The 17,246-nt window shown below is 41.0% G+C and carries 15 protein-coding genes; 12 read left to right on the forward strand and 3 right to left on the reverse strand.

The annotated features are described in order from the left end of the window. Positions 1–18 precede the first annotated feature (18 nt). The 4 genes from K5677_RS01245 (at position 19) to K5677_RS01260 (ending at position 3,390) form a co-directional block, all read left to right on the forward strand. Positions 19–1,887 (forward strand): ABC transporter ATP-binding protein, encoded by a 1,869-nt coding sequence (locus K5677_RS01245; protein WP_296723732.1) that lies wholly within the window; start codon positions 19–21, stop codon positions 1,885–1,887. Positions 1,888–1,905: 18 nt separating this feature from the next. Continuing rightward, positions 1,906–2,598 (forward strand): GTP pyrophosphokinase family protein, encoded by a 693-nt coding sequence (locus K5677_RS01250; RefSeq protein ID WP_296723735.1) that lies wholly within the window; start codon positions 1,906–1,908, stop codon positions 2,596–2,598. Positions 2,599–2,744: 146 nt separating this feature from the next. Next, positions 2,745–3,047, forward strand: coding sequence for a hypothetical protein (locus K5677_RS01255; protein WP_296723738.1), 303 nt, complete (start codon positions 2,745–2,747; stop codon positions 3,045–3,047). 106 nt (positions 3,048–3,153) lie between these two features. After that, positions 3,154–3,390, forward strand: coding sequence for a PC4/YdbC family ssDNA-binding protein (locus K5677_RS01260; RefSeq protein ID WP_296723741.1), 237 nt, complete (start codon positions 3,154–3,156; stop codon positions 3,388–3,390). Between the two features lie 35 nt (positions 3,391–3,425). On the opposite strand, the gene K5677_RS01265 is transcribed toward K5677_RS01260, so the two are convergent. Beyond that, complete coding sequence (locus K5677_RS01265; RefSeq protein WP_296723743.1) at positions 3,426–4,289, reverse strand: undecaprenyl-diphosphate phosphatase; 864 nt, start codon at positions 4,287–4,289, stop codon at positions 3,426–3,428. Positions 4,290–4,389: 100 nt separating this feature from the next. After that, positions 4,390–5,058 carry a Crp/Fnr family transcriptional regulator gene (locus K5677_RS01270; protein WP_296723746.1) on the reverse strand — a complete coding sequence of 223 codons (669 nt, stop codon included), beginning with the start codon at positions 5,056–5,058 and terminating at the stop codon, positions 4,390–4,392. A 102-nt stretch (positions 5,059–5,160) separates the two neighbouring features. Here K5677_RS01270 and nrdD point away from each other — a divergent pair, with 102 nt between their 5' ends. From nrdD to K5677_RS01305, 7 genes are all read left to right on the forward strand, one after another. Continuing rightward, entirely contained in the window at positions 5,161–5,427 is a 267-nt protein-coding gene (gene nrdD / locus K5677_RS01275; RefSeq protein ID WP_296723749.1) for an anaerobic ribonucleoside-triphosphate reductase, read from the forward strand. A gap of 73 nt (positions 5,428–5,500) precedes the next feature. Beyond that, positions 5,501–6,052 carry an NADH peroxidase gene (locus tag K5677_RS01280; RefSeq protein WP_296723752.1) on the forward strand — a complete coding sequence of 184 codons (552 nt, stop codon included), beginning with the start codon at positions 5,501–5,503 and terminating at the stop codon, positions 6,050–6,052. 142 nt (positions 6,053–6,194) lie between these two features. Continuing rightward, positions 6,195–8,972, forward strand: a complete 2,778-nt coding sequence (locus K5677_RS01285; protein WP_296723754.1) for a glycoside hydrolase family 3 C-terminal domain-containing protein — start codon at positions 6,195–6,197, stop codon at positions 8,970–8,972. A 2-nt stretch (positions 8,973–8,974) separates the two neighbouring features. Further along, positions 8,975–9,316 carry an arsenate reductase family protein gene (locus K5677_RS01290; protein ID WP_296723757.1) on the forward strand — a complete coding sequence of 114 codons (342 nt, stop codon included), beginning with the start codon at positions 8,975–8,977 and terminating at the stop codon, positions 9,314–9,316. A 180-nt stretch (positions 9,317–9,496) separates the two neighbouring features. After that, positions 9,497–10,843 (forward strand): SPFH domain-containing protein, encoded by a 1,347-nt coding sequence (locus K5677_RS01295; protein ID WP_296723760.1) that lies wholly within the window; start codon positions 9,497–9,499, stop codon positions 10,841–10,843. A 225-nt stretch (positions 10,844–11,068) separates the two neighbouring features. Next, positions 11,069–12,907, forward strand: a complete 1,839-nt coding sequence (gene glmS, locus K5677_RS01300) for a glutamine--fructose-6-phosphate transaminase (isomerizing) (protein WP_296723765.1) — start codon at positions 11,069–11,071, stop codon at positions 12,905–12,907. Positions 12,908–13,031: 124 nt separating this feature from the next. After that, positions 13,032–13,670 (forward strand): class I SAM-dependent methyltransferase, encoded by a 639-nt coding sequence (locus tag K5677_RS01305; RefSeq protein ID WP_296723768.1) that lies wholly within the window; start codon positions 13,032–13,034, stop codon positions 13,668–13,670. Positions 13,671–13,678: 8 nt separating this feature from the next. On the opposite strand, the gene yunB is transcribed toward K5677_RS01305, so the two are convergent. Further along, positions 13,679–14,320, reverse strand: coding sequence for a sporulation protein YunB (yunB, locus tag K5677_RS01310; RefSeq protein ID WP_296723771.1), 642 nt, complete (start codon positions 14,318–14,320; stop codon positions 13,679–13,681). Between the two features lie 135 nt (positions 14,321–14,455). Here yunB and K5677_RS01315 point away from each other — a divergent pair, with 135 nt between their 5' ends. Next, the gene (locus K5677_RS01315; protein ID WP_296723774.1) at positions 14,456–17,026 is read left to right on the forward strand and encodes a TetM/TetW/TetO/TetS family tetracycline resistance ribosomal protection protein; all 2,571 of its coding nucleotides are present in this window, start codon (positions 14,456–14,458) and stop codon (positions 17,024–17,026) included. The last annotated feature ends 220 nt before the right edge of the window (positions 17,027–17,246 follow it).

The following is a 17,246-nucleotide window of genomic DNA, read 5'->3' on the forward strand; positions in this document are numbered from 1 at the left end:
ATTAAGGAGTTGGTGCTTATGCCGCCTGTTGGTGGACCGCGAGGAATGGGATATCTTACCGATGAGGAAAAGAAAAACCGCCCTAAAGTTACAAAAGAGCTTCTAAAAAGGATATTTTCATATTTAAAGCCCTATTGGAAGCAAATGTTGATAGTTCTTGCAGCAATAATCATTTCATCTACACTTAATCTGCTTCCATCAGTGCTTACAGGTAAAATAATCGATGAAGGACTTATCGGAAGAAGCATCAATAAGCTTATATTCTTTATTGTCATGTCCCTTGCTGTAACTCTCGGAGCCAATCTCATAGGAGTTCTTGAAAGCTACATGAATACGTGGATAGCTCAGCATATAACCTATGATATGCGCAACAAGATGTACGCCCATTTGCAGAAAATGTCACAGAGATTCTTTACATCTAATAATCAGGGCGATATCATAACACGAATGACAAGCGATATATCCGGAGTTCAGCAGATAATAACCAATACGCTGACAAGTATCCTGTCAAATTCCATAACACTTATTGTTGCTATGATAGTTATGTTCAGGCAGAACTGGATACTTGCCATTGTAGGCATACTTGTTGTACCGCTGTTTGCGATCCCTACAAGAAGCGCAGGAAAGACACGCTGGTCCATAACCAAGGAATCACAGGCTTGCAGTGACGAGATAAACGGTATCCTTAACGAAACGATGTCTGTAAGCGGTCAGCTTCTTGTAAAGCTTTTCGGCATGGAGGATACTGAGTACAAAAGATATGAGAACGTCAACCGCAGGATGATCAAGCTGAATATCCGCGAGGGTATGGCAGGACGCTGGTTCAGAGTTGCACTTACTACTTTTTCAAGCATAGGACCTATGCTCATCTACCTTGCAGGCGGTATGCTTATGATGAGATTTGATTCTGACCTCAGTGTGGGAGATATAACAGTGCTTGTAGCACTTCTCGGAAGAATGTACGGTCCTGTTAATCAGCTTCTGAACATTCAAGTGGACTGGATTCGTTCTATGGCTATGTTTACAAGAATCTTCGAGTATTTTGATATGCCTGTTGAGATCAAGAATGCTCCTGACGCCATAACTCCCGATAAAGAGCCTGAGGGGAAGGTCGAGTTCAGAAATGTCGGCTTTTATTACGACAAAGAGCGACAGATCCTAAGCGATATCAATTTCGCTCTTGACAGCGGAAAATGTATTGCTGTTGTAGGTCCTTCAGGTTCGGGAAAGAGCACCCTTGTGAATCTTATCCCTCGCCTTTACGACGTTACCGCAGGAAGTGTGCTGTTTGACGGTATTGATGTTCGTAAGCTCGACCTTGCATATCTGCGCAAGCATATAGGCATAGTCAGTCAGGAAACATATCTGTTTAATGGAACTATCCGTGAAAATCTGCTTTACGCAAAGCCTGATGCCACGGAGCAGGAGCTGATCGAAGCCTGTAAGCAGGCAAATATCTATGAATTCATCGAAAAACAGGAGACAGGATTGGATACTGTTGTCGGAAACAGAGGACTAAAGCTCTCAGGCGGCGAAAAACAGCGCATTTCTATAGCGCGTGTACTGCTCAAGGATCCCGCTCTTATGATATTTGATGAAGCCACTTCTGCTCTTGACTCTATTTCAGAGCAAAAGATACAGGACGCTATTGAGCCTCTTATTTCTTCGCGAACAAGCATACTTATCGCCCACAGACTATCGACTATCCTTGCAGCAGACGAGATACTCGTCATAAAGGACGGTGTAATATCAGAAAGGGGTAAGCACAGTGAGCTTGTTAATCGGGGCGGAGTATATTCTGAGCTGTATAAGACACAGTTCAGCAAGGCTGAAAACGGGGCTGAGCGGTTTGAATACACGGAAGGCGAGGATAACACAGGTCAATGACAGAAAGGAAGGATTCATATGAGTGAAAAGGATTTCATAATAGAAGCATTTGACAATCTTCCTGCCCTCACTGATAACAGTGAGTCAATGAAAGAGATGTTTTCTCATGTTTTCTATGATTTTTTACAATTGCAGCATCTTTACGATTCAGCTATTGAAGTCGTAAGAACACATCTGAATATACTTGACAACGAATTCAGTGTGAAATTCCAGAGAAATCCTATTCATAATATAGAAAGCAGACTGAAATCACCTCAATCAATAATAGGAAAGCTCCAGAAAAAAGGACTGCCTATTTCAACAGACGCAGCAAGGAAAAATCTTCTCGATCTCGCAGGCATCCGTGTGACCTGTTATTACATATCGGATATATATGCAATTGTGGAAATGCTTAGCAGGCGAGATGATTTTACAGTGATCAAACGCAAGGATTACATAAAAAATCCAAAGCCGAGCGGCTACAGAAGCTATCATATGATACTGAATGTTCCTGTTTATCTGTCGACTCATAAGGAATATGCTCCTGTTGAGATACAGATAAGGACAATTGCTATGGATTTCTGGGCAAGTCTTGAGCATCAGCTCAAATACAAGACATCTTCGGAGATAACTCCGGAAATCTCCGAGGAGCTCCGCGAATGCGCAGAAAGAATTGCCGAGACAGACATACAAATGCAGAAACTATATATGCAGATAAACGATATTGATTAGGAAAACTCGCCTCATTGGCGAGTTTTTTCGTCAAAAAGCCGCTTAAAGCTTTCTGTTTTACAAAAAAACACCCGTTCACAAGGTGTTCTGTCGATGCTATAATAGTAATGTCATATGACGGAACAGAAATTGAAGGGAGCATAAAAATGTTCGGGATAGTAAAAAGAATAACACATGAGGTAAAAGACAAGACCGTATATATGGAGATATTCGGTGATAACAAGGTAGCATACAGAGTCCTCAGCGGCAGACTTTTCATGTACGGTGATGAATTTATTACATACGGAATAGAGGTCATTGACAGAAAAAGCGGGGAAAAGGAATGCATTCCTGATTTTTCACGCAATATCGAGGATGCAGTAGCCTTTGCGGAGCTTCTTATCTCTGAAAGATGCCGTCCGAGAAAGCTTTATAGTAAAGCACTTGATTTTCTGAGAGTATCTATCTGAAAAAAATTTACAGGTTATTTCTTCATGAGGCTTGCTATTTCAGAAATTATATGTTATAATCTTAAATTGAATGGTAAACAGCCAGAAATTGAAAGGAGAAATGAAAATGGCAGAGCTAAAATACGAGATCACAGAAAAGATAGGAGTTCTTTCAGAAAACGCAAAGGGTTGGACTAAAGAGCTTAATATGGTAAGCTGGAATGAGCATGAGCCTAAATATGATATACGCGAGTGGGCACCTGATCATTCAAGAATGGGCAAGGGTGTTACTCTCACAGCTGATGAGCTTGCAGAGCTTAAAGAGCTTCTTGTAGGCATTGATCTTGATTCGTTTGACGAATAATAATAAAAAAGGCAGCTCAGCTGAGCTGCCTTTTATCATTTAATAAGCGCTTTTGCACCAAAATATATAAGTACAAGTATACCGAGGATTATTCGATACCAGCCGAATACCTTGAAATCGTGCTTTTTGATATAATCCATAAGGAATTTAATGACAAATACAGATACAAGGAAGGAAACAACACAGCCAACAAGAAGAACAGCAAGCTCGCTTCCTGTAAAATCAAAGCCGAATTTAACAAGCTTTAGCAGACTTGCACCGAACATTACAGGTATTGCAAGGTAAAAAGTGAACTCAGCCGCAACTGTACGTGAAATTCCGATAAGAAGTGCTCCGACAATTGTAGCGCCTGAACGTGATGTTCCGGGGAAAATAGCTGCAATAAGCTGGAAACCGCCGATTATCAAAGCAGCATTGAATGTAAGCTCTGATATAGTTGTTACTTTAGGATTTTTGTTCTTGTTCCAGTTCTCGACAACAATAAAAGCTATGCCAAATACGATAAGAGCGATCGCAACTGTCCACGGATTATAAAAGTGCTCGTCGATCCAATCATCAAGCAGAAGCCCCACAGCAGCCGCAGGTATACAGGCAGCAAGTACCTTGAACCACATCATGAAAATATCTGTTTTTATCATTTGACCGAAAGGCGACTTATTTAACGGATGGGCATTATCCTTCTTTCCGAAGGGCCATAGCTTTTTCCAGAATATAACGACAACTGCCATTATAGCTCCGAACTGAATAACAACGTCAAACATTTCCTTGAATTCATCAGATTTATCAAGGTTCAGAAATTCACTGACAAGTATAAGATGCCCAGTACTGCTTATAGGCAGCCACTCAGTGATTCCCTCGACGATGCCGAGAATAATTGTTTTGATTATCTCCCATATCATAGTTTATTTTGTTCCTTTCAATTAAAAATCAACATTTATTAGTTTAACACTTCATTCAAGAAAAGTCAACATATTTTTTATTAATTCCAAAGTTGTTGTTCTAAATGTCGTGATCCGGATTATGCTGCAATTTGAATTTTCGCTTTGATATTGTAAGTATACCAGCCTTTTTCAGCCTTGAAATCTCACGCTGCAAGGCGCTTCTGTTGACACAGAGATAGTCAGACAGGGCAGTAGTTGAAAATGGTATCTGAGGTGATTTGCCTTTCGGAGTTTTTTCCTCGATTATACTCAGGCAGCTGATAAGCTTATCTTCTATAGAGCGCTGACTGAGAACTTCTATACGCTCATTCAGGGATATAGCCTTTTCTGACATAAGATCAAGAAGATTCTCAACCACCCGAGAATGACACTGACAGGCATTTTCACATCGTTTCGTTATTTCCGAGCGCCTTACGAACATGATCTCACAGTCAGTGTCGGCTGCTATTTCGATCCCGCTGCGCTGTGAAGCTGTAAAAGTAAAATAAACTCCAAATACGCTCTGCTCACCGAGGGATTCCATAATAGAACGCACTCCATTTGCATCGTATCGAACCATAACAGCAGTACCGCTAAGTACTATTCCAAGCTTGTCAGGATTATCAGAGTAATCCATGATTCGGCTGCCTGACTTGAATTTCCTTATATCAGCATTAAAACAGCCTATCATACGGCTGCAATCCTCACGTTCTATTCCTTTAAATAAAATATTATCTTCCGGTAACATAAAAACTCTCCAAAAGTTGCATATGCAACAGATTTTTGATTTCTTTTATGATACAATATATTCAGACATTTGTCAATACTATGTTTATGGAGGTCAAAAATTATGAAAATCAATGTAATTGGCGAGCAGCTCTCACAGGAAGAGATCAACGCCTATATCGACTATGGCAAGAAGAAGTACAGTGACAGAGAGATTCTTAGTATGACTGTTAAGACCGACGGTGAATACGTTGATCTCCGCTATGATTTTGCACAAGATGTTCCGTTTGACAGAATAAGAAGGATCACAGGATATCTTGTTGGTACTCTTGACCGCTTCAATAACGGCAAACGCGCCGAGGAGCGAGACAGAGTAAAGCATTCAGTTTAAAATGTCCATAACAGCATGGCTTTCAGCTTAGCTTGGACTAAAAAATTTTTTCAAAACAATGGAGGTAATTATTATGAAAACTTATGTATGTCCAGTTTGCGGATACGTTCACGAAGGAAATGAACCACCTGAAAAATGTCCACAGTGCGGTGTTCCGGGCTCAAAATTCATTGAAAAAGAAAAAGGTGAGAAGCTGGTTTTTGCTTGCGAGCATGAACTGGGAGTTGCAAAGGCTGTAACAGATCAGGAGATACTTGATGGCCTCAGATCTAACTTCAACGGCGAATGCTCTGAAGTTGGTATGTATCTTGCAATGGCAAGAGTAGCTTATAGAGAAGGCTATGCTGAGATCGGTGCTTACTGGGAAAAGGCTGCATATGAGGAAGCTGAGCACGCTGCTAAATTTGCTGAGCTTCTCGGTGAAGTTGTTTCAGCTTCAACAAAAGAAAATCTTGAAAAGAGAGTTGCTGCAGAGCACGGTGCTACTGAGGGTAAACTCAAGCTTGCTAAAAGAGCTAAAGAGCTCAATCTCGATGCTATCCACGATACTGTTCATGAAATGGCAAAGGATGAAGCTCGTCACGGCAAGGCTTTTGAGGGGCTTCTCAAGAGATACTTTGGTTAATAAATACATTGAAAGCGAGGCAAATGCCTCGCTTTTTTTATAAAAATGAATTTTTTGTATACTAATGACTAAAGTCCTTGCAATGATATAATAAATTTGATATAATGTATTCATAATATTTTTCACAAAGAGGTTAATAGCTATGAAAAGAACTCTTGATTGGAATAAATACCTTGAAAAAGCCGCAGAAACTGTTTCAGAGGGAATTGTTATGCTGAAAAATGATAACAATGCCCTTCCTCTTGATACAGGTAAAACAGTTTCCGTTTTCGGACGTATACAGCTTCACTATTATAAGAGCGGTACAGGCTCAGGCGGAATGGTCAATGTTTCAAAGGTTACGGGGATCGTTGACGGACTTATCGAAGCGGGCATAAGTATAAATGAAAAGCTTTATGACATATATCGAAAATGGGACGAAAAAAATCCCTTTGATCAGGGCGACGGCTGGGGCGGAGAACCGTGGAATCAGAAGGAAATGCCCCTTGATGAAAGCATAGTAAAAGAATCCGCTTCTGTAAGTGATACAGCCATTGTCATAATAGGAAGAACAGCAGGTGAAGAACAGGACGCTCGTCTTGAAGAGGGTTCATATCTTTTGACATCGACAGAGCTCGGTATGCTCAAAAAAGTGAGAAAGCACTTCAAAAAAGTCATTGTACTGCTTAATGTGGGCGGGCTTATTGATCTTGAACAGATACTGGAGTGTTCTCCTGATACATTATTATATGTATGGCAGGGCGGAATGACAGGAGGCACAGGCACAGCTGCTGTTCTTACAGGCAAGGTAAGCCCTTCTGGTAAACTGCCTGATACTATTGCATATAATATTTCAGATTACCCCTCTGATAGTTACTTCGGCGATAAGGAAAAAGCAGTTTATACCGAGGATATCTTCGTAGGATATCGCTGGTTCGAGACATTTGCCCCAAATAGAGTGCTTTATCCATTTGGCTACGGACTATCTTATACTAAATTTGATATAAAAACTGAAAATATCACAAGAAAAGGCAACGAAATAACATTTGAAGTAAAGGTATCAAATATCGGCGGATATAATGGAAAGGAAGTAGTACAGATATACTGTGAGGCGCCGCAGGGCAGACTTGGCAAGGCGTCAAGAGTTTTATGTGGTTTTGCCAAAACAAAGGAGCTTTCTCATGGCGAAGAACAGACTATATCGATTTCAGTTGATCTTAATGATATAGCTTCATATGACGATAGCGGCATAACAGGTGAACCCTATTGCTGGATACTTGAAAAAGGTGAGTACAGATTCTTCGTTGGAAGTGATGTAAGAAGCGCTGAATATGTATATTCAGCAGAGCTCGGTGAAGATACAGTAACCGAAAAATGCTCACAGGCTCTTGCCCCTGTTACTGAATTTGACAGGATAAAGGCTGTTTCATCGGATAATAGTGTAGCTTATGTTATGGAAAAAGCACCGCTAAGCAAGGTGGACGAGGAAAAGCGCCGGCTCGACAGGCTGCCTGCTGAAATAGCCTACACCGGTGATAAGGGTATCAAGCTTGCAGATGTAAAAAAAGGAAAATACACTATGGAGCAATTTGTTGCGCAGCTTTCCGAACACGATCTATCATGTATCATACGCGGTGAAGGAATGGGCAGTCCGCGTGTTACCGCAGGTACTGCTTCTGCTTTCGGAGGTGTCTCAGATGAACTCGTTAAGTTTGGAATACCGGCAGGATGCTGCTCTGACGGTCCGTCGGGCATGAGACTTGACTGCGGAACAAAAGCTTTCAGTCTGCCTAACGGAACTCTTATCGCATCAACTTTCAACCGCAAACTTATAGAGGAGCTTTTTGAGTTCACAGGAACTGAAATGATAGCAAACAGGGTGGATTGCCTGCTTGGGCCCGGTATGAATATTCACCGTCACCCTCTGAACGGCAGAAATTTTGAGTATTTTTCTGAAGATCCGTTTCTTACGGGACATATGGCATCTGCGGAGTTAAAGGGACTTCATAAAGCTGGAGTTGCAGGAACTATCAAACATTTTTGCGCAAATAATCAGGAAACCAATCGCCATTTCCTTAATTCCATAGTTTCCGAAAGAGCTCTGCGTGAAATTTATCTTAAAAGCTTTGAAATTGCAGTTAAGGTCGGAAAAGCAAAAACTGTGATGACTACATACGGAGCAATAAACGGTTTATGGACGGCAGGAAGCTTCGACCTTAACACCATAGTGCTGCGTGATGAATGGGGATTTAAAGGGTTTACCATGACAGACTGGTGGGCTAATGTGAATTACCGCGGAAAGGATCCTGAGCGGAACAACTATGTACCTATGGCAAGAGCCCAGAACGATGTATATATGGTATGTTCAGACAGTTCCTGCGTTGATGAGGACATTGAAGCTGCACTCAAAGACGGAATTCTTACAAGGGCTGAGCTTCAGAGGAATGCTTTGAATATACTTGGATTTATAATTGATACTCACGCCATGAAGCGTGTTATGGGTGAAGACGAAACCGTTGAGATAATTAACCGCACAGACGGCGAAGATGCTTCTGATGAGCCCGTTGTTTTCCATGAAGTTGACGATCACTTCAAGCTTGATCTCACAGGTGTAAAAAGTGAAAAGGGCAAAAATCATTCATTTGCACTTATTATAAGTAAACAGGGCTGGTACGATGTTACGATCACAGCTTCGTCAACTCAGAGTTCTCTGGCACAGATACCTGTTACAATATTTGCGATGGGGACTGCAAGCGGAACTCTCACATGGAACGGAACGGACGGCAAACCGGTTGCTTTGAAATGTGAAATTCCGTTTTTCTCGCGTTTTACAGCGATACGCCTTTATTTTGCTCAAAATGGTCTTGATCTTCACAGTATTGAATTCAGGCTTGTTCGTGCGGCTGATGATATGGACCTTGCATTTGCGGAGGATAATTGACGATGAATATACAGATATTTGGAACTAAAAAGTGCTTTGACAGCAAAAAGGCTGAGCGTTACTTTAAAGAACGAGGAATAAAGTATCAGTTTATAGATATGAAAGAAAAAGGAATGAGCAGGGGGGAATTCAATAATATCAAACAGGCTGTAGGCGGAACAGATAAGCTTATCAATAACGAACACAAGGATAAGGAGTTCCTAACGCTTCTTCAATATCTTTCCGACGAGGATAAAGAAGAAAAGATATTGGAAAATCCCCGGATAATTCGTACTCCTGTAGTCAGAAACGGCAAAAAAGCTACAATAGGTTATTGTCCGGATATATGGAAAGAATGGGATTAATATTGTTAAAAAATAAAAATATTATAAAATCCGTAGAAAATTGCTAAAAGGTAGTGCATTTTTTCTTAAAATATGTTATAATTACATTATGTTGGTTCGCATACTAACAGGATAATGACGGAAAACAGCTATTTTCCGTGAAATATTTATAGGGATTATTTCCCGAAAGGAGCTATAATTATGGGACTTATCAAGGCAGCTCTCGTAGGAGCAAGTCAAACACTGGCTGATACATGGCTGGAATTTTACGTTTGCGAGTCGATTCCGACCGATGTTCTTGTTGTAAGAGGCAAGAAGCAGCTTGGCAAACACTCTTCCAACACAAAGGGAAATGATAATGTTATCTCAGACGGAAGCGGTATCGTTGTTCATGAAGGTCAGGCTATGATCATGGTAGATCAGGGCGTAGTAACCGAAATTGCAACAGAGCCCGGTATCTATAAGTACGAAACAGGTACATCTCCAAGTATCTTCTCAAGCAGCTTCGGTGCAGGTCTGAAGGAAACTTTCGAGGAAATGTGGGATCGTATCAAGCATGGCGGTACAGCTGCTAAGGATCAGAGGATATATTTCTTCAACATGAAGGAGCTTGTTGATAATAAGTTCGGTACACAGAATCCTGTTCCTTTCAGAATGACATATCCCGATCTTGGCAGAAGCTTTACAGTAGGCGTTCGCTGCAACGGTATCTATTCCTATAGAATAGCCGATCCTGTAGTTTTCTACGTAAATGTTTGCGGAAATGTAACTGACAGATATACACGTTCAGAGCTCGATAATCAGCTCAGAGGCGAGTTCGTTGACGCTCTCCAGCCTGCATTTGCTGCTATTTCGGCAACAGGCATCAGATATGACGAGCTTCCCGGAAAGCAGAGTGAGGTAAAGCAGGCTTTCGAGACACAGGTAAATCCTGTTTGGATCGAAAAGAGAGGTCTTAAAATATGGTCTGTAAGCATCCTCTCTGCTACAGTCAGCGATGCTGATATGAAGCGAATCCAGGAATTTGAAGACAGAGCATGGAATCGTGACCCTGGAAATGCTGCTGCAACTCTTGTTGAAGCTCAGGCACAGGCTATGCAGAATGCTGCAAGCAATCCTAACGGCGCTGCAATGGGACTTTTTGGTATGGGTATGGCTCAGCAGGCAGGAGGTATGAACGCTCAGGCTTTATTTGGAATGGCTCAGCAGAATCAGGCACAGATGCCACAGGCACCTCAGGTACCTGCTGGCGGCGGAGCTCCTGCAGCTGATTCATGGAAGTGTGAGTGCGGCAAAACAAATACAGGCAAGTTCTGTGCAAGCTGCGGCAAGCCTAAGCCTGTAGTTCTTACTCCGGACGGCTGGACCTGCGACTGCGGTTCAGTAAACAAGGGAAGATTCTGTTCCAACTGCGGAAAGAAAAAGCCTGAGGGTGCACCGCTCTATAAGTGTGATAAGTGCGGCTGGGAACCCGAGGATCCTAAGAATCCTCCTAAGTTCTGCCCTGAGTGCGGTGATCCTTTCACTGATGATGATATTGTAAAGTAATTACATATGCTAAGAAAAAGCTGCGTATCCAAAAGATTACGCAGCTTTTATATTATTAAGGGCATATTTCCTGCTGAATAACCGATAAAAAAATAATATGGTCCGCAATATTTGAGTTGACAAAATCACCGCTTTGTTATATAATATTTATGTTATACTGTTTTCAATATAATTTATTGATATGCAAATAATTATTAAATAATATATGTTGGAGGAAATGAAACTATGTGCGGAATCGTTGGCTTTACAGGAAGTGCTCAGGCAGCACCTATTCTGCTTGACGGACTTTCAAAGCTGGAATACAGAGGATACGACTCGGCTGGTATCGCTGTTCGTGACGGAGAAAAAGATACTGAGGTCGTTAAGGCTAAGGGCAAGCTTAAAGTCCTTAAAGAAATGACAAATAACGGCGACGCTGTAAAGGGTGACTGTGGTATAGGTCATACACGCTGGGCTACACATGGTGAGCCTTCTGCTCTCAATGCACACCCACACAGCAGCGATGATGAGAATGTTATAGCTGTTCACAACGGTATCATAGAGAATTATCAGGAACTCAAGGAGAAGCTTGTAAAGAGTGGTTACACTTTCAATTCTCAGACTGATACAGAGGTAGCTGTAAAGCTTATCGATTATTATTTCAAAAAATACGGTCTTGGTCCTGTTGATTCTATTGCACGTGCTATGATAAGAATAAGAGGTTCTTACGCTTTATGTGTAATGTTCAAGGATTATCCGGGTGAGATATACACCGCACGTAAAGACAGCCCGATGATCATTGGTATCGCTAACGGTGAAACGTACGTTGCTTCTGATGTCCCTGCTATACTTAAATACACAAGAAATGTATACTATATCGGGAATATGGAAATAGCTAAGCTCGAAAAGGGTGCTGTAACTTTCTTTAATATTGATCGTGAAGAAATAACAAAGCCTCTCACAGAGATCAAGTGGGATGCTGAGGCAGCTGAAAAAGGCGGTTTTGAGCACTTTATGCTCAAGGAGATACATGAGCAGCCAAAGGTAGTTCGTGATACTATCAATTCAGTTATCAAGGACGGTAGGATCGATTTCTCAGATGTAGGTCTTACCGATGAAGAAATGCAGAAGGTAAGCCAGATATATATTGTTGCCTGCGGAAGTGCTTACCATGTTGGTATGGCTGTTCAGTATGTTATTGAGGACTTTACATCTATCCCTGTAAGAGTTGAGCTTGCTTCTGAATTCAGATACAGAAAGATGACTCTTGTCAAGGACAGTCTTGTTATCGTTATCAGTCAGTCCGGTGAGACAGCTGACAGCCTTGCAGCTCTCAGAGAGGCAAAGTCTAAAGGAATAATGACTCTTGGTATCGTTAATGTAGTCGGTTCTTCAATTGCCCGTGAAGCAGATAACGTTTTTTATACACTTGCTGGTCCTGAGATATCTGTCGCTACAACTAAGGCATACAGCACACAGCTTATCGCAGGTTATCTCCTTGCTCTAAGGTTTGCAGTTGCACGCGGTGAAATGACAGAAGAAAAGTGCGATGAGCTTCTCAAAGAGCTTTATACGATTCCTGACAAGATCGAGAAGATACTTGAAGATAAGGAGCGTATCCAGTGGTATGCCAACAAGCTTGCAAGTGCTAAGGACGCATTCTTCATAGGACGCGGCATAGACTATGCAATCGGTCTTGAGGGAAGTCTAAAAATGAAGGAGATCAGTTATATCCACTCTGAGGCATATGCAGCAGGTGAGCTCAAGCATGGTCCTATCAGCCTTATTGAGGAAGGAGTACCGGTAATCGGTGTACTTACTCAGCAGGAGCTTTATGAGAAGACTGTAAGCAATATGGTTGAGGTAAAGAGCCGCGGAGCTTCTCTCATGGGACTCACAACATACGGCAACTACAGCATGGAAGATCTCGCAGATTTCACAGTATATATTCCACAGACTGACTGCCATTTTGCAGGTAGTCTCTCTGTTATCCCGCTTCAGCTTCTTGGATATTATGTATCCGTTGCAAAGGGCTATGATGTAGATAAGCCGAGAAATCTTGCAAAGAGTGTTACAGTAGAATAATTATAAAAAGGCTGTCGTTTTACGTCAGCCTTTTTAGGTTGGAGTTATTATGGGCGATATGCCGCTTTTTCTGTAACCTTTTGCTCACCATTGAGCTGCAAAGCTGCTTGAAAGGAGAATAATTGTGAACGATAAAAAAGTATCAATAACTGAGTTGGGAGATCCAAGAAAGCCTCACGGAAAGGCAGGAGCAGAAATGCTGGCAGGCATGAATACTCATCATTCTCCTGTAACAGAGTGGGCTCTGGGATTTTTTGATTTCAATGATAACGACAGGGTGCTGGACATAGGCTGCGGCGGCGGTGAAACAATAAATAAAATTTCAAAAAGACTGAATAATAGTACTGTTTTGGGTGTAGATTATTCTGAATTATCGGTAAAGCTTTCAATGGAGCATAATGCTAGTGATGTGGAAAGCGGAAAAGTTCGCATAATTGAAGCCTCGGTTGAAAAGCTTCCGTTTGATGATAATTATTTTGAAAAAATAATCACAGTTGAAAGCTTTTATTTCTGGCCTGATCCGCAGGAAAATTTAAAGGAAGTATACCGCGTTCTTGCAAAAAGCGGCAGATTTCTTATTGTTGCCGATATAAATGGAGACGCAGAGCTTGACGAAGATGATATTGAAGGAGTACAGAAATATCAGCTTTTTAATCCAACTCTTGAAGAGTTTCGGATTCTGCTTGAAAATGCAGGCTTTAAAGATATAAAAATACATACTCAGGAAGGTAAAAAATGGGTATGTGCTGAGGGAAACAAGTAAATAATACTCTACCTGATATTGTAAGGTGAGATTTCTGGAACTCTCCCTACTATGACATTTTCAGCAAGTATAAACTCAAATTCTGTATTTATATCAAAACTGTAAAGCGGCACAGATGATGTCATTTTTACCGTGATCACCGCAGATATCCTGTGACAGGTCTGATTTAGTCCTCCGCTTGAAAACTCGTTCTCTATTTTTATCTGTGCTGAACCAACAGGTGATATTCGGATATTTATTTTTGGACCTTTTCCGGCTAAAATATTTGAGTTCATCAGGGAACCTACAGGTATTTCAGCTGCCTTTCCGCAGTTCCTTTCGAGATTCTTATTTATTAATGCTCCAAGCTCTGACTGCACTTTATTTATGTTATAGGGGATAGTCTCAATTGCTGACACTTTTTTCTCGTTATCATATAAAACTGCTGCAAAATCACTGTATGTAAATCTGTTAGCTTCAAGGTAATCCGAAACTGTTTTTTCGATTATCTGAGCAGCAGTTTTCTGTGCAATGTGCTCTGACTGTAACTCAGCCACGGGCTTTATGCTTTTTTCTGTTTTTATCATAGCGATAAGAACTATTATCACTGCTGATAAGAGAAAGATGAATAATCTACATTGTGATCTGTTTGACCTTTTTCGATATCGCATAGTTCACCTTTTGTTGAAGTTGTTTTTGATATTATATGCTTTGATCAGAGTTCATGTGATAAGATAATATTATTCCTAAGATGGACAAAAGTTGTTTTTTATGATAAAATTCTATAATAAATGTGAGGCGATACAATGAAAAAAATAACTGTCGGCATAACAGCCCATGTTGACTCGGGTAAAACTACTCTTGCGGAAGCAATGCTCTATAAATCGGGGAGCATTCGTAATTTAGGACGTGTTGACAGTGGAAATACTGCTCTTGACACTAATTCTATTGAGCGAGAACGCGGTATCACAATTTTTTCAGCACAGGCAGAGCTCTATACAAAAGATTCGCGCATCACACTTCTTGATACTCCGGGGCACGTTGATTTTCTTGCCGAAACCGAGCGTACTATGTGTGTTCTCGATTATGCTATATTAGTAATAAGCGGCTCTGACGGTGTTCAAAGCCATACCTCGACTCTATGGAATATGCTCAGAAAATATGAAGTTCCTGTTTTTATCTTCGTAAATAAAATGGATCTTATAAGCGCCGATAAAAGCTTTGTGATAAACGATCTGAGAAAACGTTTATCACAGAACATAGTCGATTTTACAGGAAGCTTCGATGATATAACAGAAAACGCCTCTCTTTGCAGTGAAAAGCTTATGGAAAAATATCTTGACAGAGGTTCTGTTGATAAAACAGATATCATACAGGCTGTAAGCGAAAGACGTATTTTCCCTTGCTTTTTCGGTTCTGCATTAAAAATGCAGGGAGTTGATGAATTTTTGTCAGCTCTTAGTGAGTATACCTGCGAAAAAAAGTACAAAAACGAGCTTGGAATGAAAGTATATAAAATATCCTATGATTCTAAGGGTAGCCGCCTTACTCACATGAAGATCACAGGCGGTTCTCTGAAAATGAGGGACGAGCTCTGCTATATGGACTGTGATGGAAACGAACAAAAATGCAAGGTAAGCTCGATCCGTTTCTACACAGGCGATAAATTCAGAACAGCTGATGCAGCAGAAACAGGTGAGATATGCGCAGTAACAGGACTTGTCGGAACATTCGCAGGGCAGGGAATAGGTTCTGAGCATAATTCAGACGATGTATTATTCGAGCCTGTTATGACGTATCGGGTTATTTATCCTGATGACAAAAACGCCTTTGATGTTCTTAAAGAGCTAAGGCTTCTTGAAGATGAAGATCCTCAGCTACATATCTGCTGGAATGAACAGAACAGGGATATACATATCCAGATAATGGGTGCTGTTCAGCTGGAAGTGCTTGTTAAGCTTATTTCGGAGCGTTTCGGATATACAGTTTCATTTGAAAACGGAGCAGTTACTTATAAGGAAACAATAAAAGCTCTTGTAGAGGGTGTTGGACACTATGAGCCGCTGCGTCATTACGCCGAAGCTCATATACTTCTTGAGCCAATGCCAAGAGGGAGCGGTCTGAGCTTTGATACTGTATGCTCCGAGGACGAGCTTGACCGCAACTGGCAGAGGCTTATCCTGACACATCTTACTGAAAAAACGCATATAGGCGTTCTGACAGGTTCTCCAATAACAGATATGAAGCTGACGCTTGTTGCAGGAAAGGCACATCTGAAGCACACAGAGGGAGGCGACTTCAGACAAGCTACATACCGTGCAGTAAGACAAGGTCTTCGCTGTGCGGAATCAGTACTTCTTGAGCCTTACTATGATTATGAGATAGAAATCCCAACTGAAAACGTTGGCAAAGCAATATCTGACCTGCAGCATATGTGCGCTGAATTTGAAGCTCCTGAAAACCACGGTGATATGACTATAATTCGCGGAAACGCTCCTGTTTCGGAAATCAGCGGTTATCGTTCGGAGCTATTGGCTTATACTCACGGAAATGGAAATATCTCGTTTGTGCTCAGCGGCTACAAGGAATGTCATAATACAGATGAAGTCATTGCAGAGATCGGCTATGACTGCGAAAGTGATGTCGAAAACAGTGCAGATTCCATATTCTGTTCACATGGCGCAGGTTATGTAGTTAAATGGGACGAGGTATATGAGCATATGCATCTGCCTCTTTCGATTGATGAAAGTGAGGAGAACGAAAGCAAAGATCAAAGAAATGCCAAAGCTGCAAAATTCATGGAAAAAGCCGTAAGTGACGAGGAGCTTATGGCGATATTTGAAATGACATACGGTAAGATCAACAGAGATCCTGTAAGAGCCTTTAAAAAGACAAAAACAGTTTCTATTGAAGATAAAAAAGTAAGACTTCCGCAGTATGAAGGTCCTGACTATCTGCTCGTTGACGGCTATAATATTATCTTTGCATGGGACGACCTCAAAAAGATAGCAGAGGAAAGCTTAGATGCAGCAAGAGCTGAGCTTATACACAGGATGTGCAATTATCAGGGATATAACGGCAGCGAACTCATCCTCGTTTTCGATGCATACCGCGTTAAGGGAAAACACCGTGAGATCGAGAAGTATTGCAATATCAATATCGTTTATACACAAGAGTCTGAAACTGCTGATTCATATATAGAAAAGGTAAGTCATGAGCTTTCTAAAAAGCACAGAGTACGTGTTGCTACATCTGACGGACTTGAACAGATGATAATACTCGGTAACGGAGCAATGAGAATATCTGCTGCTGAGTTCCGCAAACGTGTACAGGCTGCCGAAAGTGCAATAAAAGAGTACATTGATACAATAAAATAGCAATAAAGGACTTGCTTTACGCAGGTCTTTTTTATTGTTGATCAAAAGATTTTGTTTAAACAAAAAAATAATTATTTAATTGGAAAAAATAGTGGAAATTTTATAACAACTGTGTTATAATAAATTTTGATTGGGATTTTTGCAGATAATGCAGCTATTCCCTCCGCTTTATTTTCTATAATAAATTTTTTCTGCTATGCAGAGTTATTTTTGAGGAGGC

The sequence above is a fragment of the Ruminococcus sp. genome (assembly GCF_024684275.1).